Source organism: Sanguibacter sp. TS_SC_8 (assembly GCF_055361235.1).
Genome location: NZ_CM143955.1, coordinates 3,659,533 through 3,677,715 on the forward strand (window position 1 = coordinate 3,659,533; position 18,183 = coordinate 3,677,715).

Annotated in this window: 19 protein-coding genes; 8 read left to right on the top strand and 11 right to left on the bottom strand. The window is 72.8% G+C overall.

The window, feature by feature from the left end; translation table 11 throughout:
* Positions 1-6: 6 nt before the first annotated feature.
* Positions 7-981, bottom strand: a complete 975-nt coding sequence (locus ACWA15_RS16440) for a matrixin family metalloprotease (protein ID WP_464056583.1) — start codon at positions 979-981, stop codon at positions 7-9.
* Between the two features lie 360 nt (positions 982-1,341).
* Here ACWA15_RS16440 and ACWA15_RS16445 point away from each other — a divergent pair, with 360 nt between their 5' ends.
* The 6 genes from ACWA15_RS16445 to ACWA15_RS16470 all read left to right on the top strand — a co-directional run bounded on the left by ACWA15_RS16445 (position 1,342) and on the right by ACWA15_RS16470 (position 7,309).
* Positions 1,342-2,322 carry an ABC transporter substrate-binding protein gene (locus tag ACWA15_RS16445; protein ID WP_464056584.1) on the top strand — a complete coding sequence of 327 codons (981 nt, stop codon included), beginning with the start codon at positions 1,342-1,344 and terminating at the stop codon, positions 2,320-2,322.
* 95 nt (positions 2,323-2,417) lie between these two features.
* Positions 2,418-3,383 carry an ABC transporter permease gene (locus ACWA15_RS16450; protein WP_464056585.1) on the top strand — a complete coding sequence of 322 codons (966 nt, stop codon included), beginning with the start codon at positions 2,418-2,420 and terminating at the stop codon, positions 3,381-3,383.
* Positions 3,370-4,464 (top strand): iron chelate uptake ABC transporter family permease subunit, encoded by a 1,095-nt coding sequence (locus ACWA15_RS16455; RefSeq protein ID WP_464056587.1) that lies wholly within the window; start codon positions 3,370-3,372, stop codon positions 4,462-4,464. Before ACWA15_RS16450 ends, ACWA15_RS16455 begins: the two co-directional genes overlap by 14 nt.
* Positions 4,461-5,219 carry an iron ABC transporter ATP-binding protein gene (locus ACWA15_RS16460; RefSeq protein ID WP_464056588.1) on the top strand — a complete coding sequence of 253 codons (759 nt, stop codon included), beginning with the start codon at positions 4,461-4,463 and terminating at the stop codon, positions 5,217-5,219. Before ACWA15_RS16455 ends, ACWA15_RS16460 begins: the two co-directional genes overlap by 4 nt.
* Before the next feature lie 53 nt (positions 5,220-5,272).
* Complete coding sequence (locus ACWA15_RS16465; RefSeq protein WP_464056589.1) at positions 5,273-6,379, top strand: DNA alkylation repair protein; 1,107 nt, start codon at positions 5,273-5,275, stop codon at positions 6,377-6,379.
* Positions 6,380-6,430: 51 nt separating this feature from the next.
* Positions 6,431-7,309, top strand: coding sequence for an oxygenase MpaB family protein (locus tag ACWA15_RS16470; RefSeq protein WP_464056591.1), 879 nt, complete (start codon positions 6,431-6,433; stop codon positions 7,307-7,309).
* Between the two features lie 76 nt (positions 7,310-7,385).
* Here ACWA15_RS16470 and ACWA15_RS16475 read toward each other — a convergent pair whose 3' ends face one another.
* The 9 genes from ACWA15_RS16475 to ssd form a co-directional block, all read right to left on the bottom strand.
* Positions 7,386-8,666: an aspartate aminotransferase type Ic gene (locus ACWA15_RS16475; RefSeq protein WP_464056592.1), complete on the bottom strand. Its 1,281-nt coding sequence runs from the start codon at positions 8,664-8,666 to the stop codon at positions 7,386-7,388.
* A gap of 81 nt (positions 8,667-8,747) precedes the next feature.
* Positions 8,748-9,488 carry a zf-HC2 domain-containing protein gene (locus ACWA15_RS16480; protein WP_464056593.1) on the bottom strand — a complete coding sequence of 247 codons (741 nt, stop codon included), beginning with the start codon at positions 9,486-9,488 and terminating at the stop codon, positions 8,748-8,750.
* Between the two features lie 172 nt (positions 9,489-9,660).
* The gene (locus ACWA15_RS16485) at positions 9,661-10,065 is read right to left on the bottom strand and encodes an Rv3654c family TadE-like protein (RefSeq protein WP_464056594.1); all 405 of its coding nucleotides are present in this window, start codon (positions 10,063-10,065) and stop codon (positions 9,661-9,663) included.
* Positions 10,062-10,529 (bottom strand): TadE family type IV pilus minor pilin, encoded by a 468-nt coding sequence (locus ACWA15_RS16490; protein ID WP_464056596.1) that lies wholly within the window; start codon positions 10,527-10,529, stop codon positions 10,062-10,064. Before ACWA15_RS16490 ends, ACWA15_RS16485 begins: the two co-directional genes overlap by 4 nt.
* 2 nt (positions 10,530-10,531) lie before the next feature.
* Entirely contained in the window at positions 10,532-10,732 is a 201-nt protein-coding gene (locus ACWA15_RS16495; protein WP_464056598.1) for a DUF4244 domain-containing protein, read from the bottom strand.
* 410 nt (positions 10,733-11,142) lie between these two features.
* Positions 11,143-11,712, bottom strand: coding sequence for a type II secretion system F family protein (locus tag ACWA15_RS16500; protein ID WP_464056600.1), 570 nt, complete (start codon positions 11,710-11,712; stop codon positions 11,143-11,145).
* 29 nt (positions 11,713-11,741) lie between these two features.
* Positions 11,742-12,521 carry a hypothetical protein gene (locus tag ACWA15_RS16505; protein ID WP_464056601.1) on the bottom strand — a complete coding sequence of 260 codons (780 nt, stop codon included), beginning with the start codon at positions 12,519-12,521 and terminating at the stop codon, positions 11,742-11,744.
* 17 nt (positions 12,522-12,538) lie between these two features.
* Positions 12,539-13,846 (bottom strand): TadA family conjugal transfer-associated ATPase, encoded by a 1,308-nt coding sequence (locus tag ACWA15_RS16510; RefSeq protein ID WP_464056602.1) that lies wholly within the window; start codon positions 13,844-13,846, stop codon positions 12,539-12,541.
* Positions 13,798-14,586 (bottom strand): septum site-determining protein Ssd, encoded by a 789-nt coding sequence (gene ssd, locus ACWA15_RS16515; protein ID WP_464056603.1) that lies wholly within the window; start codon positions 14,584-14,586, stop codon positions 13,798-13,800. The genes ACWA15_RS16510 and ssd overlap by 49 nt, the downstream gene beginning before the upstream one ends.
* Positions 14,587-14,772: 186 nt before the next feature.
* Between ssd and ACWA15_RS16520 the strand changes: the two genes are divergently transcribed.
* Both ACWA15_RS16520 and ACWA15_RS16525 read left to right on the top strand, forming a co-directional pair.
* The gene (locus tag ACWA15_RS16520; RefSeq protein WP_464056604.1) at positions 14,773-15,612 is read left to right on the top strand and encodes an HAD family hydrolase; all 840 of its coding nucleotides are present in this window, start codon (positions 14,773-14,775) and stop codon (positions 15,610-15,612) included.
* Between the two features lie 388 nt (positions 15,613-16,000).
* A complete protein-coding gene (locus ACWA15_RS16525; protein ID WP_464056605.1) occupies positions 16,001-17,386 on the top strand; it encodes an NAD-dependent malic enzyme in 1,386 nt (461 codons plus the stop codon).
* Between the two features lie 68 nt (positions 17,387-17,454).
* Here ACWA15_RS16525 and ACWA15_RS16530 read toward each other — a convergent pair whose 3' ends face one another.
* Positions 17,455-18,174 carry an AAA family ATPase gene (locus ACWA15_RS16530; RefSeq protein ID WP_464056607.1) on the bottom strand — a complete coding sequence of 240 codons (720 nt, stop codon included), beginning with the start codon at positions 18,172-18,174 and terminating at the stop codon, positions 17,455-17,457.
* Between the last annotated feature and the right edge of the window lie 9 nt (positions 18,175-18,183).

Genomic DNA, 18,183 nt, shown 5'->3' on the forward strand with positions numbered 1-18,183 from the left:
GCTCGGTCAGAGGTCGGGGGCGCAGGGCGCCTGGCCCAGCAGGGACAGGCCGGTGAGGTCGCCGGACTGGAAGGTGGAGACGTACCCGGTCGCGGGATACATGAGCTGGGTCGGGTCATCGATGTGGTCCAGACCGACCAGATGACCCAGCTCGTGCCGCAGCACCGGCAGGTACGCGGGCACGTCGCCCTGCCCGGGGATGCGCAGCAGGTCGACGTCGAGGTAGACCGTGCCGCTGACGTAGTGGGTGACCGCCGTCGTGCGGCTGGTGATGCCGGTGCTGCTGGCCAGGCCCACCGTGTCCCCGGCCAGCCGGGGGACGGACACGTCGTCGGCGAAGCGGATGAGCACGGGGGCCCATCGGTCGCCGTACACCTCGGGCAGGTGCGCCGCCCGGTCCTCGACGGCGGCCTCGACGACGTCGCCGTCATCGGTGAAGGTGAGGCCTGTGACCGCACCGATCTCGGCGATCGAGGCCCGGACCGTCTCACCGAAGCCGGCCGGGGCGCCGGTGGGGTCGATGACGAAGTGGATCGGCCGGCACGGGGACCAGCCGTACGGGCTGGCGGGAGAGGCGCTGGGAGTCTTGAAGAGATACTGCTCGCTGAACATCTCCGGCACGACCACCGGGGCGATCCGGGACGATGCCTCCTCGAGCCCCGCCGGCGGGAGATGGCTGCCGTCGGCCGCCGTGCGCGGCAGGCCGCCGACCGTCCCACCGCCCGCTCTCATCTCAGCCAGGACCTCACGCGCCGTCTGGCGGTTCTCGGGGGACCACCCCCACCATCCAGCGCCCACCACGAGCAGCACTCCGAGCACGGCAAGCCACCGCGGGCGCCGGTTGCGAGGCCGCTGGCGGCCGCCCCGGGTGCCCCGGGTGCGCCGGCCGCGCCCGTCCCAGACCGGTCCGCCCGACGTCGTCCGCCATTCGGTCGCGACGGGCGACACACCGGCGATCTCGTCACGGATCCATTGCGGCACGCGCCCGGTCGGAGAACGTGGCAGGTCGTCGGGTGGGATCACACCCACCACATCGGCACAAACCCCCACCCCCGTGAGCCGCCACCCCCGCTGAGTGCGGCCGAACGGCTGCCCGGCGGGCGATTTGTCCAGCCGATCGAGCGCACTCAGCGGGAGCGAGGGCGGGCGGGAGGCGGGCGGGAGGCGGGCGGGCAGGAGGGGGCGAGAGGGGGCAGGGCGGGGTGTGACTCTCGTTACAGCCGGCGGAGAAGTGCTCGCCATGACAAAGGCATGCCTTACTTTAGTTAGGCGCACCTATGGTGGTCCTCCGAGCGGCGGAGGCCACGTCATCGACCTCAGGCAACGGAGACTCCAGACACCATGACCCTGCACAGCACGAAGACCTTCGTCGGAGCGGCAACCCTCCTGGCCGGAGCACTGCTCCTGACCGGCTGCGGCGCCAGCGCCAACGACGCCGCCGCGACCACGCCGGCGACCTCTGCTGCACCGTCCACCGTGTCCGTCGAGTCCAACCTCGGGACCGTCGAGGTCCCGGTCAACCCGGTCCGCGTCGTCGCCCTCGACAACACCTCCTTCGAGACGCTGCGCGACTGGGGCATCACGCCGGTCGCCGTGCCCAAGGGCCTGCTGCCCGGCACCGGCTTCGAGGACTGGATCGCCGACGAGTCCATCCTGGACATCGGCACCCACCGCGAGCCGAACCTCGAGCTCGTCTCGGAGGCCGACCCCGACCTCATCCTCGGCGGGTACCGCTTCGCCGAGGTGCAGAAGGACCTCGAGTCGATCGCGCAGACCATCGACATCGCCGGGTCCGACGAGGCCACCGGCGGCTACGTCGCCTCCCTCCAGGCGCAGACCACCACCCTCGGAGAGATCTTCCAGAAGCAGGACGAGGCCGCAGCGCTCATCGCCGACCTCGACGCCGCCTCGGCCGACGCCGCAGCAGCCACCAACGGCGAGACCGTCTTCCTCTCGGTCGTCAACGGCGGCAAGATCGACAACGGTGCCGAGCGCATCGGACGCATCCTCGAGCCGCTCAGCCTCACCGACATCTTCGCCGGCAAGGAAGGCGACATCCACGGCGACTCCGGCCTCGCCCCGGAGACCATCGCCGCGGCGAACCCGGACTGGATGATCGTGCTCGACCGCGACGCCGGCGCCAAGACCGAGGGCGCACAGCCCGCCAAGGCCATCATCGACGCGACCGAGGCCTTCGCCGAGACCACCTTCGCCCAGAACGACCAGATCATCTACCTGGACCCGCAGTTCTACACCCGCGAAGGCATCCAGGCCTACACGCAGACCTACGAGCAGGTCACGGCAGCCTTCACCGCCAAGTAGCACCACCCGCCCCGCGCCCCGGCGGGCCGCCCGGACCCTCGCGGACCGGCGGCCCGCCGTCGTGCACCCCGCCTCCCCCCCCCAAGGCCGTCCCCATGCCCCGCAGAATCCTGCTGCCGCTCGTCGCCGTCACGGTGGGCGCGCTGATCGTCGCGTCGCTGCTGGTCGGCGGGTACGACATCACCGTGTCGAACCTCTTCACCGACCCCGCGGCCCGGAACATGTTCGTCATCTCCCGGGTCCCGCGCACCCTGGCGCTGATCTTCGCGGCGGTCGCGATGAGCTTCTCCGGCGTCATCATGCAGATGATCACCCAGAACAAGTTCGTCGAGCCGACGACGGCCGGCACCAGCCAGTGGGCCGGGCTGGGTGTGCTCACCTGCCTGATCCTCGCCCCGGCCGCCCCGCCCCTCGTCAAGATGGTCGTGGCCAGCGGGTTCGCCTTCGTCGGGACGATGGTGTTCCTCGGCGTGCTGCGCCGGATCACGGTGCGCTCCTCGATCATCGTCCCGCTCGTGGGGATCATGCTCGGTGCGGTGGTCGGCGCGGTCACGACGTTCCTCGCGGGAACCTTCGACCTGCTGCAGTCGATGTCGGCGTGGCGCTCGGGCGGGTTCAGCGGCATCGTCCGCGGCTTCTACGAACCGCTGTGGGCGGTCCTGGTGATCGCCGTCCTCGCCGTCGTCATGGCGGACCGCTTCACCGCCGCCGGCCTGGGCAAGGACCTCGCGACGAACATCGGCATCCGCTACGAGCGGGTCGTCTTCGCCGGCGTGACGATGGTCGCCCTGGCCACCGGGATCACCTCCGTGGTGGTCGGCTTCATCCCGTTCCTCGGCCTCGTCGTCCCCAACCTGGTCTCCATGCTGCTCGGCGACGACCTGCGCAAGAACCTCCCCTGGGTCGCGGTCATCGGCACCGGGCTGCTGCTGGCCTGCGACCTCGTCGGGCGCACGGTCGTGGCCCCCATGGAGATCCCGGCCTCCGTCGTCCTGGGCGCCGTCGGCGCCGTCGTCTTCATCGCTCTGGTTCTGAGGCAGCGTCGTCATGTCAGTGCTTAGCCCCACCACCTCCGCGGCCCCGTCCGCGCTGCCCGACGCCGCGCCAGCCCGACGCCGTCGGCTCACCACGCGCTTGCCGCGCCTCCCGCGCCTGCCCCGCCTCCCGCGCCTCCCGGCGCGGGTCACTGCGCGCCTCACGCCCGCCGTGCGGCTGTGGATCGTCGGCGCGCTCACCGTGATCGCGATCGCGTGCTTCCTGCTCCTGTTCATCCGCGGGTCCTTCGACTTCACCTTCCCCCGGCGCCTGACCATGGTCGGGGCGATGGTCATCGCGGCGTTCACGCAGGGTGTGGGCACCGTCGTCTTCCACACGGTGACGAGCAACCGGATCCTCACGCCGTCGATCATCGGCTTCGACTCGATGTACACGCTCATGCAGACCCTCATGGTGTTCGTCTTCGGCGGGACGGTCATCGCGAGCACCGAGGGGCTGCCCAAGCTCGTCGCCCAGACCGCGCTCATGGTCCTGTTCGCCACGCTGCTGTACCGGTGGCTGTTCTCGGGGAGGTTCGGCAGCCTGTTCCTCATGCTGCTCGTCGGGGTGGTCATCGGGATGGCCTTCGACTCCCTCTCCACCTTCCTGCAGCGCCTGCTCTCCCCGACCGAGTACGACCTGCTCTCGGTCAAGCTCTTCGGCCGGCTCAGCGCGGTCAAGGACGACTACCTGCCGCTGGCCTTCGCCGTCTGCGCGGTGATCGCCGTGGTGATCTGGCTGCGCCGGATGCGCCTCGACGCGCTGCTGCTCGGGCGCGACGCCGCGACCGCGATCGGCGTCGACCACAAGCGCGAGCTCACCGTGATGCTCGTGCTGGTGGCCACGATGATCGCGTTCTCGACCGCGCTCGTGGGGCCGATGACCTTCTACGGCTTCATCGTCGCCACCCTCGCCTACCAGCTGGCCGGGACGTACAAGCACGCCTACGTCCTGCCGATGGCGTTCCTGCTCGGGCTGTTCACCCTCGCGGCGGGGCAGTTCCTCATGCAGCACGTCTTCTACGCCGCGGGCTTCCTCACCGTCATCATCGAGTTCGTCGGCGGCCTGCTGTTCCTCCTCATGATCCTGCGAAAGGGCACCCTGTGATCGAGTTCGCCGACGTCTCCAAGAGCTACCAGGACACCGTCGTCCTCGGCCCGGTCAGCGGCGTCATCCAGGACGGCGGCATCACCGCCGTCGTCGGCCCCAACGGCGCCGGGAAGTCGACCCTGCTGACCATCATCGGCCGGCTGCTCGACCCGACCTCCGGGACGGTGACCGTGGGCGGCATGGACGTGCGGACCACACGGTCCCGGGACCTGGCCAAGCACCTGTCGATCCTGCGCCAGGAGAACCACATGACCGCGCGGCTGACCGTCCGCGAGCTCGTGGGCTTCGGCCGGTTCCCGCACTCCCAGGGCCGGCTCACCGAGCAGTGCCGGGAGAAGGTCGAGGCCGCCATCAGCTTCCTCAACCTCACCGACCTCGCCGACCGCTTCCTCGACCAGCTCTCCGGCGGCCAGCGCCAGCGGGCCTTCGTCGCGATGGTGCTCGCCCAGGACACCCGGTACGTGCTGCTCGACGAGCCGCTCAACAACCTCGACATGAAGCACTCGGTGCTCATGATGCGCCAGCTGCGCCGGGCGGCCGACGAGCTGGGCAAGACGATCGTCATCGTCATCCACGACATCAACTTCGCCGCCGCCTACTCCGACCGGATCATCGCGCTACGCGACGGCCAGGTCGTCACCGCCGGGACCGTGGCGGAGATGATGGTCGACGACGTGCTCACCGACGTCTTCGACACCCCCGTCGAGGTGCACCACATCAACGGGCGCCCCACCGCCGTCTACGCCGCCTGACATCAAGGCCGCCCCTGACACCCGCCGCGTCCGACATCGGCGACGATAGACCCATGCCTACCGCCGACGAGCTGCTCGGACCCGACGTCGCCGAGCTCCTGCACCAGGTGATCGCGACCGCCGCCCCGGGGGCGGCGCTGCCCGAGCTGGCGCGGGCAGCGACCCTCCTGCCCGGCCGCACCCTGCGCGAACGCACCGACCTCCTGTCGGCCGCGGTGCTGAGCGACCTGCCCGGAACCTGGTCGAGCCTCGAGTCGACCCTGCGGCGCGCGCTGGCGGACGACCGCCTCTCCGGCTGGATGGTCTGGCCGGTCACCGAGGCCGTCACCGCCCGGGCCCTGGCCGACGACGACCCGGCGGCCTTCGAGGGCGCCCTCGCCCTGCTCGCCGACCTGACCGGGCGCCTCACGGCCGAGTTCGCGATCCGCCCGCTGCTCGCGAGCGACCTCCCCCGGGCGCTGGCGACGATCGCCGCCTGGACGGACCATCCCGACGAGCACGTGCGCCGGCTCGCGAGCGAAGGCACCCGCCAGTTCCTGCCCTGGGGCACCCGGGTGCCCGCCCTCGCCGCCGACCCGCGCGCGACCGTGCCCATCCTCGACGGTCTCTACCGTGACGAGAGCGAGGACGTGCGCCGCTCGGTCGCCAACCACCTCAACGACCTCAGCCGGCACTCCCCCGAGGTCGTCGTCGAGGTCGCCCGGCGCTGGCTGACCACGCCCGACGCCGCGACCGAGCGCCTGGTCCGCCACGCCCTGCGCACCCTCGTCAAGGCAGGCAACCCCGACGCGCTGGCGCTCCTGGGCTTCGCCCCGGCGCCAGGGGCCGTCGTGGACGGCCCCGTGCTCGCAGCGGCGGAGGTCCAGGTCGGCGACCTCCTCGCCTTCACCGCCACGGTGCGCAACACCGGGCGCGAACCGGCCCGGCTGGTCATCGACTACGTCGTCCACCACCGCAAGGCGAACGGCACCCAGACGCCCAAGGTCTTCAAGATCACCACCACGACCCTGCAGCCCGGCGAGCAGCTCACCCTCGCCCGGCGCCACTCCTTCAAGGTGATCACCACCCGCCGCTACCACCCCGGCGAGCACGCGATCGAGATCCAGGTGAACGGTGTGGCCAGCGGCCGGGCGACCTTCGAGCTGCTGCCGCCCACCTGACCCCTGGTCGCTCTCTGGTCGCCGCGCACCCCCGTGGGGGACACTGGGACGGTGACCACCTCCCTGCGTTCCCGGCTCAGCGACGGCCTCTTCGCCATGGTCGCCGGTCCCGACGGGCCCGCTGCCCGCGACCGCATCCATTCCACCCCCGGTCCACGGTGGTTCCCCGCGGGCAGCCCCATCCAGCGCGTGCACGGGGACACCTCGATGTACATCGGCGGCCTCCGCGCGCTGCTGCTGCAGTCCCTGCACCCCCTCGCGATGGCCGCGGTCGACGACTTCTCCGACTTCCGTCACGACGTGTGGGGTCGCCTGGCACGCACGAGCACCTTCCTCGCCGAGACGACCTTCGCCACGGCCGAGGACGCCGAGCGCACCGTCGCGGTGGTGCGCGCCGTGCACCGCCACATCAAGGGCACCGCGCCGGACGGTCGCCCCTACCGCGCGGACGACCCGCACCTGCTCACCTGGGTCCACGTCGCCGAGGTCGACAGCTTCCTGTCCGCGCACCAGCTCTTCGGGTCCGCCCCGCTGGCCGCCGCGGAGTGCGACACCTACCTCGCTCAGGCGGCCGTGGTCGCCATCAAGCTCGGCGCGAGCGATGTCCCGACCACCCAGGCGGAGCTGCGCACCTGCCTCCAGGAGTTCCGTGGCGAGCTCGCCAGCACCCCGGCCGCGCTCGACGTCGCGCGTTTCCTCATCGCCGACGCTCCCGTCCCTCGCCGGGCACGGATCCCGTACGCGCTGCTCACGCGCTCGGCGGTGGCGACGCTGCCGCCCTGGGCCCGCGCTCCCCTGCACCTGCCGGACCGTCCGCTGCTGGACCGCACCCTCTGGCGCGCCTCCGGGCACGTGGCCACCCGTGGGCTGCGCTGGCTCAGCGCAGCCCAGGACGTGCCCAGCACCCCGCCCGACCACGCACTCCGCTGAGTGCGGCCGAACGGCTGCCCAAACCGGACATCAGACAGCCGTTCGACCGCACTCAGCGGGAGTCGGCCGGGGACGGCTAGAGGCGGGCTTCGAGGGCTGCGAGCAGGACGCAGGTGGCGACGCCGTCCATCGACGCGCCGACGTCCTCGAGGGAGGGGAAGCTCGGCGCCAACCGGATGTTCGTGTTGAGAGGGTCGTTGCCGTAGGGGTAGGCGGATCCGGCGCCGGTCAGCGCGATCCCCGCCTCCTTGGCCAGCTCCACGACCCGCTTGGCCGTGCCGGGCACCACGTCGAGGCTGATGAAGTAGCCGCCCTCGGGCCGGGTCCAGGTCGCCACGCCGGCGCCGCCGAGCCGCTCGTCGAGGGTCGAGAGCACGAGGTCGAACTTGGGGGCCAGGATGGCGCGGTGCTTGTCCATGTGCGCGCGCACGCCGTCGGCGTCGGAGAAGAAGCGCAGGTGGCGCAGCTGGTTGACCTTGTCCGGGCCGATGCTCTTCTTCGAGTAGTGGGTGGTGTACCAGGCGATGTTCTCCGCGGAAGCGCCGAAGAAGCTCACGCCGGCACCGGCGAAGGTGATCTTCGAGGTCGACGCCAGGACGAGCGGGCGGTTGGGGTGACCGGCCTCGGCCGCGAAGCCGAGGATGTCCAGGGCGGGCGCGCCGTCGGCGACGAGGGTGTGCACGGCGTAGGCGTTGTCCCAGATGATGCGGAAGTCGGGGGCCGCGGTCGCCATCTCCACGAGCGCGCGGGTGACCTCCTCGGAGTACACCGCTCCGGTGGGGTTCGCGTAGGTGGGGACGGTCCAGATGCCCTTGATCGCGGGGTCGGTGGCCACGAGCGCCCGGACGACGTCCATGTCGGGGCCGTCAGGTCCCAGCGGCACCGGGATCATCTCGATGCCGTAGGACTCGGAGATCGCGAAGTGGCGGTCGTAGCCCGGGGTCGGCGCGAGGAACTTCACGACCGGCTCCTTGGACCAGGGGCGTTCGGAGTCCGTGGTGCCGTGCAGCAGCGCGAAGACGACGAGATCGTGCATGATCTCCAGGCTCGCGTTGTTGCCCGCGAGGAGCTGGGCGGCCGGGATGTTGAGCAGCTCGGCGAAGATCGCCCGGAGCCCGGGCAGGCCGGCCGTCCCGCCGTAGTTGCGGGTGTCGGTGCCGGCCTCGGTGAAGTCGTCGGCGCCGGGCAGGTCGAGCAACGCGTTGGACAGGTCCAGCTGCTCCGGTGCGGGCTTGCCACGCGTGAGGTCGAGGGACAGGCCCCGGGCCTTGAGCTCGGCGTACTTCGCTGACAACTTCTCGTGCTCGACGACGATCTCGGCGGGGCTGAGGGTCTCGATCGCAACCTGGGAAGACATCCGTGGCAACCTCTCACCGGCCGTGGCGCCGGACATGTGCAGACGTGCGGAGGGTGAGACCTGTTCGGTCCCCTACCGATCCTAGAGGTCCGGCGGGTTCGGGGTGCGCCTGTTCACGGAGAACAGCGGACGGAAGGCGTCCCGCAGCACCGCAGGGAAGGTCCCCAGCGCGGCGAGGAACCTCGCGCAGCTCTCGCAGCCGGACAGATGGTTGTCGAAGCGGCGGGCGGAGACCTCTCCGAGCTCCCCGCGCGCCCGGGCGTCAGCGCGCTGCACGAGCCACGCGCAGGCGTCGGTGATGGCCGGGTCGCAGATGAGCTCGACGAGCCACTCGGCCCGCAGCAGGGCGATCGACTGCGTGAGCAGCACGGTCACCTCGTCGACGTCCTCTCCCATCAGCGCCGCAACCTCGGGCGGGTCGACCTCTTCCACGACGGAGTACCACAGCACGGTCTGGACCCGCACGGACAGTCGGCAGCATGCCTGCAGGACGTTCGTCGGCGGCAGCGCGTCCCGCTCCAGGATGCCGAGCTCCTCGTGCAGCATGCGGAACAGGTAGGGGCGGAACGGCCCCATCGGGTCGAGCGCGATGGTGATCTGCCCGAGCACGCGGGAGAAGGCGCGCTTGACCACGCTCTCCGTCTCGCTGGCGCCCACCCGTGCGGTCGACGCGACAGCGCGGGCGGACTCCACGTGCCGATCCCACAGGTGGAGGTAGGAGTCAAGGTCACCGGCACGCACCTGCTCGACGAGGAGAGAGTCGGAGACCGCGACCTCCGCCCCCGGCTCTCGCGGGGGACCAGCGCCTGCACTGATGCTCACCGTCGTCCAGCTCCTCTGTTCCGCTGCGGGCACCGTGACGCTCCGGCCACGACCCAGCGCCGCCCGCCCAGGCGAGACTCCGGCGCTTCCAGTGGTGAAGACGTCTCCCGGCCGCGTGGCTGACGCTCACGAGCGGGTGAAATCGTCGTGGTCCACCGGTTCCCCTCATCGCTCATCGCGCGGCCGACGCCGGGCCGGCGCGCGCATCTGCCCGTGCGGCCCGGCCGCCCGGGGCCGGAACCTGCACCGAGACGGTGAACACCCCGGCGCCCTCGTCCTGGCAGGAGACCAGCGCTGCGCCGTTGCGGCGGACCGTCGCGCGCGCCGTCTCGCACGGTGCGCCGTCGCCGTACATCGCAGCGGTTGCCGCACCCAGCGCCCCCAGGTCAGCGGCTGCCTGCGCCTTCGAACGTGCCGCGGACGACCCGGCCAGCATCGCCACCACCACTGCGCCGGTCACCAGCACCGCGATGATCGCGAGCAGCAGCACGCCCGCGCTCCCGCCATCTCGGCACGGCCGGCTCAGTCGACGCGGCGGTCGCGGGCGGCGCGGGCGGCGCACGGTCCAGCCGGTCATCCGGAGCCGACCGGGCCCGGAGCGATCGCGCTCTCGAGCCATGCCGTCGCCTCACCCTGTGCGGTCAGGCCTCCCGAGAACCACCCTCGCGCGACCGGCGCACGGACGCGCACCGTGACCCACGGATCGGCACGCAGCACGGTCACGGAGAGGTCCTCCCCGCCCACGCGCCGCACGACCTCGACGATCCGGTCGTCGCTCTCGCCGGCCGCAGCGGCGCGGGCGCCGGCTCGCGCCGCGTCGGCCACCCGCAGCTGGGTGACCCCGGCCATCGCGACGAGGAGCACCGCGACCAGGACGAGGACCACCGCAGGGAGCGCGACCGCGAACTCCGCGGTGACGGCGCCACGGTCGGTGACACGCGCAGCTCCGGCGCCCGCCCGTCGTGCGCCGCCCGGTCCGGCGCCCACCAGCCCGGCACCCACCCGCCCGGCACCGGGCCGCTCCCTGCGGCGGTCGCCCATCTTCAGGCCACGCTCAGTGCGGACTCGATGAGTCCGGTGAGCAGGTTCCGCACGGTCTGGCTCTTGAGCACGAGGATGAGCAGGCCGGCGAAGCCCACTGCCGCGATGGTGGCGATCGCGTACTCCGCGGTCGCCATCCCGGCCTCCCTGCTGGTCGTCAGGGCGGTCACCACCGAGCGTCGCCACGCCCGGATGCGGCTCATCCCTGCCGGTCGCTGGCGGTGCTGCGAGCGCGGCCGTCGGGGAAATCGTGGATGCCTCCGTGGGTGCAGCCGTGGGTCAAGCCGTGGGTCAAGCCGTGGGTGCTGCCGTGGGCGGTGCGGCGCCCGCTCGGACGTGGTTCTCATAGCGGTTTCCTCTCGATCGAGGCGAACGCCGGTGCCTGCGCACCGGGACGCCTGCGCACCGTGGTCGGCGCGATCCCTCGACCCTGCGCCGACCAGCCCGGAGCGGGTGGCGCCGCAGGCGCCGGATGTGCGCGACCCACCACGACCGACGCCTTGTGCGCAGGATGTTCTGCCGCGCCCGACCGGGCACCGACCGGGCATCGACCGGGGCTGAGTCAACAGAGCGCGTCGGCCGAGCGCGTCGACGAACCCCGCCAAGGAGCACGTCACCCGAGCACCCCGGCTCCCAGGGACAGGAGCACCGGGACCAGCCCGATGAGCACGAAGGCCGGCAGGAAGCACAGCCCGAGCGGCAGCACGAGCCGCACACCGAGCCGGGCGGCCTCGGTCCGAGCCCGGGCCTCGGTGTCCTGGGTGATCTGCACCCCGGCCACCCGCAGCGCCTCACGCGGCGCCGAACCGTGCACCCACGCCGGCCGCAGCGCACTGGCCAACGGGGAGAACCTGTCCGGGGCGGGCGCCCAGGCCCTCTCCCAGGGGGCACCGAGCAGCAGCGCCGAGGCGACGGATCCGAGGGCACGGCCGTCAGGGCCGCCGAGGGCTCGCCCGGTCGCCTCGAGCGCACGCGGCAGCCCCGCCCCGGCGCTCAGTGCCGCCCCGACGAGGTCGAGCACCACAGCGAGCTGGACGTGCGGCTCGCCCCACGGGTGTCCGCCGCGGCGGCGCAAGCCAGGAGGCCGGCCACGACGCCGGAGGGAGCCGCGCCGGTCCAGGACCGCGGGGCGCCGGCCCGCCACTCGCCAGGGCATGAGCCCGATCCAGACGAACGCAGCCACCACAGCACCCACCGCGACGCTCCCCGCGATCACGGCGGGTCCCCGGCCGCGCGCGCCCGAGCCACCAGCCGGGTGGTCCACCGGTGCCCGACGCCGACCAGCACCAGGCCGCCCACCGGCGCCGCCGCCCCCACCCCACCGGCCAGCAGGAGACCCAGCAGGTCCGCGCCCAGCGCCAGGCCCAGGACCGCGCCGATGCCGGGCAACCAGGCCAGCACCCGCGCCGTCGACCGCGGGCCGGCCAGCGCTGCCGCGCGCTCCGACTCCGCCCGTGCCGCGCTCACGAGCGTGGCGACGATCGCCTCCAGCACGACGGCGAGGGGCGCCCCCACCTCGCTGGCCAGGCGGCACGCGGCCACGATCGCCGCCACCTGCCGCCGGGCCTGGTCCACCTCCCCCGCGCGCCCCGACCCGTCGCCCGCGGCGACCAGGGCGGTGAGGTCGTCGGCGTCGGGCACACCGAGCCGATCGACGCGCACCTCACCCACCATCTGCCAGGCCTGACCAGGGCTGACGCCACCCCGCAGGAGCCCCGCCACCTGCGTCACGACCACCTGCACGCTCGGCCGCCCGTCACCGGTGCCGGTCCGCGGGCCGCCCATCGCCCCGGGCCGCCCCCACCCAAACCGCCCGCGGCCGGTTCCCGGTCGGCGACCGTCCCCCCGGTCGCGGCCACCCAGCCGTCTCACCGGGCGACCCCGAGGCCCCCCGAGTGCCAGGACCGCGCAGCCCACCAGCATCCCGACCGCCACGCCCGACGCTCCGGCCTCCGCGATCGCGTCCCCGGTGACCGTCAGGACATCGCGCACGACCCCCGGGCTCGCCGTCACCGCACCTCCCGCAGCCCGCTGTCACCAAGGTCGTCACGAACACCGGCACGAACACCGTCGCCAGCACCGTCCCCCACCCCCAGCCGCCGGGCCAACCCCGGCCACTGCGCATGCTCCTGCGGCGCACCGACCCCGTTCCAGGTCAGGGCCGGCGCCACGACCAGCCGGCCCGTCCCGTCCCGGCGCACCGCGCCGATCTCGGCGACGAACCGGCGGGCCACCTCACCGGGCCGCCGGGTCCGGCGCAGATGGATCACGACGTCGAGCGCGCTGAACGCCTGCGCCGCGACGCTCTCCCGGTCCATCCCGGCCAGGGCCGCGAGCGCCTCCAGCCGGGCCGGGACGTCAGCCGCGGTGTTGGCGTGCACCGTCGCGCAGCCACCCTCGTGCCCGGTGTTGAGAGCGGTCAGGACGTCGCGCACCTCGGCGCCGCGGCACTCCCCCAGCACGATCCGGTCCGGGCGCATCCGCAGCGCGGTGCGGACCAGCGCCGACAGGTCGACCGTCCCGGAGCCCTCGACGTTGGGCTGGCGCGCCACCAGCGCGACGACGTGCGGGTGCTGAGGAGCCAGCTCCCGGGCCTCCTCGATCGTGACGATCCGCTCGGCCGGGTCGACCATCGAGAGCAGCGCGGCGAGCAGGGTGGTCTTCCCGGTGCCGGTCGACCCGGAGACGAGGAAGCTCACCCGCCCGGCCACGATCGCGCGCAGGACCGGCTCCCAGCCGGGCGGGATCATCCACGCTGCGACGAGCTCGGCGAGGGTGAAAGCCCGGGTGCGCAGGACCCGCAGCGAGATGAGGGCCCCCGAGGTGCAGACGGGCTCGATCACCGCGTGCAGCCGGGTGCCGTCGGGCAGCTGCGCGTCGACCGTGGGGCACGCGTCGTCCAGGCGTTGCCCGCCGGCCGCGGCCAACCGCACCGCGAGGGTGCGCACGTCGCGGGCCGTCCCCAGGTCGACGTCGGTGCGCTCCAGCCCGCGCCCGCGGTCGATCCACACCTCGGTGGGTCCGTTCACCAGGACATCACTGACGTGGGGATCATCCAAGAACGGCTGGAGCTCCCCGGCACCGAGCAGCTCGGCGCGCACCTCCGCGACCATCTCCTCGAGCGCGGTGCTGCCCAGCACGAGCCCGCTGGCCCGCAGCGCGTCGACCACCTGGTCCCGGCTCGGGCGCCCGGCCACCCGGGACAGCCGCTCACGGATCCCCGAGAGCACCGGTTCCCCGCCCCAGGTGCCCGGAGTCGCGGACCCGGTCACCGCAGCGCCCACCGTCGTGGCCCGGTCCCACGGCCGGTCGCGCACACCCGGGTGAGGACGTCCAGGGCCACGGCGCCGAGCCCGCGCGACCTCCGTCGGGGGAGGCGCGGGCCTTCTCCCCGTTCCAGGGTGGCGGTCATCGACCGCACGTCCCTGAGCTCACCCCACAGGTCGAGCCCGCTGGCCGTGGCCACGTCCAGGGCGGTGAGCCGCCCCGCCGCCGGCCCGCGCACCACCACCCCGGCGGCCACCTCCCGGTCGAGCACGCCGTCGAGCGCGATCGCCCCCGCGACGGAGGTGAGGTCGCGTCGCGCCAGCACCACCCACGCCGTGCAGTCCCCGCTCCACCGCGTCACCTGCGCGGCCGGCATGTCGTGCACGACGACGTCGCAGGCCCGGGTGAGCGCGCCCACCACGTCCCGGGGCACGTCGTCGGGCAGGGCGCCCGGGCGGGTGCGGTCGGCGCTGAGCACACCCGCGCCGCGCCACCGGGGCAGCAGCGCGTGCAGCTGGTCTCCGACCACCTCCCCGCGGGCGGAGTGCAGGTCGGGCCAGCGCAGCCCCGGGTCGTCCTCGATGCCGAGCAGGACGTCGAGGCCGCCGCCGTCGCGCGCGCCGTCGACCAGGACGGTCCGGGCGCCCTCGCGGGCGGCGACGGCCGCGAGGGCCGCCGCGAAGACCGACGCCCCCGCCCCACCCCGCGCCCCGACGACGCCGATCACCGCCCGGGCGTCGTGCGCCCGAGCAGTCCCGCTGCCCTCCTCCGCTCCCGTCCCGTCTCCCATCACGCCATCGTCACCGGGCTCCTGTGGCGCCCGCTCCACCGGGACGGGCACCTGTGCGCGGGCGCACCGTCACCAGAGCTGGGGACGACCTCTTCCCCGGGGCGAGCCCACCGGTGCGGGCGACTGCTGGGAGCGCACTGGTGGAAGCGCCCTGGTGGACGCACCCCGCCGGGCTAGGCTGACAGCGTGAACCACGACACGGAGCCACGCCGTACCGCAGCGTTCTTCGACCTGGACAAGACGATCATCGCGACGTCCTCGGCGGCGGCCTTCTCGCGGCCGTTCTATGCGGGTGGTCTGATCAGCCGGGGCGCGGTGCTGCGCAGCGCCTACGCCCACTTCCTGTACATGGTCGGCAGCGCCGACGCCGACCAGACCGAACGCATGCGCGCGCACCTGAGCTCGATGGTCACCGGCTGGCCGGTCGACCAGGTCTCCTCGATCGTCGCCGAGACGTTGCACCAGCACATCGACCCCTACGTGTACTCCGAGGCCGTCGACCTCATCGCGGGCCACCACGCCGCCGGGCGCGACGTGGTGATCGTCTCGGCCTCGGGCTCCGAGCTCGTCGAGCCGATCGCCGCGGTGCTTGGCGCGGACCACGCGATCGCCACCCGGATGGAGATCGCCGACGGCCGGTACACCGGCCAGATCGACTTCTACGCCTACGGGGAGAACAAGGCCCTGGCGATCGTCGACCTGGCCCGTCGCGCCGGGTACGACCTCGAGCGGTCCTACGCCTACTCCGACTCGATCACCGACGCACCGATGCTCGAGGTCGTCGGGCACAGCTTCGCCGTCAACCCCGACCGCACGCTGCGCCGCCTCGCCGTCGAACGCGGGTGGGGCGTGCTCACCTTCAACCGGCCGGTCGTCCTCAGCCGGCGCATGTCCCCGCGCACCTCGGCCCTGACGGTCGTCGCCGTGGCGGCGGCAGCCACGACGGCGGTCCTGCTATGGCGTACGGTCCGTTCGCGGACGCACAGGCCCTTCCCACCACTTCCCAAGCGGGGGGAACTGGGGTAGAAATGAAGAACAACAGCACATGTACAGCGAACCGGAACCCACGTGCGATCAGTCCACGTTAGGACGTGTTGACCGGGCTAGTCCCGTAGCAACAACTCACACTGCACGCCTGCTCTCCGTTCGCCAGTGCCGACCTGACGGCGCCTCTTCTTCCGAGGGGGCGCCGTCAGGTCGTTCCATGCCAGACGGCGCCCCGCCCGTCTCCCCTCCCCCAGGGCCCCCGCTCCGAACTCGTGAGCCGGTCGCCGACCTCGTGAGCCACGGCGGTCGCGCCGCCCGATCGCCCCGTGGCTCACGAGGTCGGCGGCGCGCTCACGAGGTCGGCGACCGGGACGCTCGTGCCGCCTCGCCCGGTTGTGCCACCGGGCTTGATCACTAGGGTGTGGTCATGACGACAGTGCCGAGCGTGTCCTCCTCGATCACGATCCGCCTCGAGGTCGAGGCCCGGCCGACCGCGGTGAGCGAGCTGACCACAGTGATCGAGCAGACCGGGGGGATCGTCACCGCCCTCGACGTGACCGCCTCCGGCCACGAGCGCATCACGGTGGACCTGACCTGCGCGACCCGCGGGGACGACCACGCCTCCGAGATCGTCGACCAGCTCAAGACCCTCTCCGGCGTGGTCGTCGGGCCGGTGAGCGACCGGACCTTCCTGCTGCACCTGGGTGGCAAGCTGCGGATCGAGTCGAAGGTCCCCATCCGCAACCGCGACGACCTGTCGATGATCTACACCCCGGGTGTGGCCCGGGTCTGCGAGGCGATCGCGGCGAACCCGGCCGACGCCCGCCGTCTGACCATCAAGCGCAACACGATCGCGGTGGTCACCGACGGCACGGCCGTGCTCGGCCTGGGGAACATCGGACCGCTCGCCTCCCTCCCGGTCATGGAGGGCAAGGCCGCGCTGTTCAAGCGGTTCGCCGGGATCGACGCGTTCCCGATCGCGTTGGACACGACCGACGTCGACGAGATCGTCGCAGCCGTCAAGGCGATCGCGCCGGTCTTCGCGGGCATCAACCTCGAGGACATCTCCGCCCCGCGGTGCTTCGAGATCGAGCGCCGGCTGCGGGCCGAGCTCGACATCCCGGTGTTCCACGACGACCAGCACGGCACCGCGATCGTGGCGCTGGCCGCGCTGACCAACGCCCTCAAGGTGGTCGAGAAGACCATGGCCGGCGTGCGCATCGTGCTGTCCGGGGCGGGGGCGGCGGGGACGGCCGTGCTCAAGCTGCTCCTCGCGGCCGGTGCGGTCGACGTCGTCGTCGCCGACATCGACGGGGTGGTCAGCCGCGGGCGCGCGGGCCTGAACCCCTCGCTGACCTGGGTCGCCGAGCACACCAACCCGCGCGGGGTCTCCGGCACCCTGCGGGCCGCGATGGCCGGCGCGGACGTGTTCATCGGCGTCTCCGCCCCGCACATCATCTCCGGGGCCGACGTCGCCACGATGGCCCCGCGGTCCATCGTCTTCGCGATGGCCAACCCCGAGCCGGAGATCGACCCGGACGAGGCGGCCCTGCACGCCGAGATCGTGGGGACCGGGCGCAGCGACTTCGCCAACCAGATCAACAACGTCCTCGCCTTCCCCGGGGTGTTCCGCGGCCTGCTCGACGCCCAGTCGCACAAGGTGACCGACGCGCTGCTGCTCGCCGCCGCCCAGGCCCTCGCCGCGGTGATCAGCGACGACGAACTCAACCCGACGTACATCATCCCGAGCGTCTTCAACCCCCAGGTGACGACGCTGGTGGCCGCGGCCGTGGAGGCCGCCGCGCGGGCCTGAGCCAGGGGGGCGTCCTGCCCGACGCCGCGCAGCCCCGACCGCGCACAGCCGGGGCCCGCGCGCCCGGCTCACAGGTGGCGCAGGTACCGCCCCGGGGCGTCGAGGAAGGACCGCCAGTTCTGCACGAGCTCCAGGTCCTCCCACTCGGTCACCCGCAGCCCCCAGTCGCCGACCTCGTAGATCGTCGCCCCGGGCAGGGACGCCAGGACGGGTGAGTGGGTGGACAGGATCACCTGGGAGCCGCCCTGGGCGAGCAGGTCCTTGAGGATCCCCAGCAGCGCGAGGCACCCGGTGAAGGACAGCGCCGACTCGGGCTCGTCGAGCAGCCACAGTCCGGGCTTCTTGAACCTGTCGACCACCAGCTCGAGGAAGGACTCCCCGTGGGAGATCTCGTGGAAGGTGGCCTCGGGACCACCGCCGGGGTTCTGCTCGAGGTAGGTGAACAGCCCGTGCATCGTCTCGGCCCGCAGGAAGTACCCGCGGTGAGTGGTGCCCGCGTTGCGCTCGAGCTGCAGGTGCGTGCCGAGGATCGACTCCGAGACCCGGGTCGAGTGCATCGCCCCGGTCGAGCCGCCCTCGGGGGAGAGCCCGTACGCGATGGCCACCGCCTCGACGAGGGTCGACTTCCCCGACCCGTTCTCACCCACGAGCACGGTCGCCGGGCCGAGCTCGAGCCCGTCGTCGAGGATCTGGGCCACCGGCGCGAGCGTGGCCGGCCACTCCCCGCGCGGCATGGGGTCCAGCGCATGGTCGGCGAGCCGGCGGATCGGGTACCTGTCGAGCCTCATGCCACATCG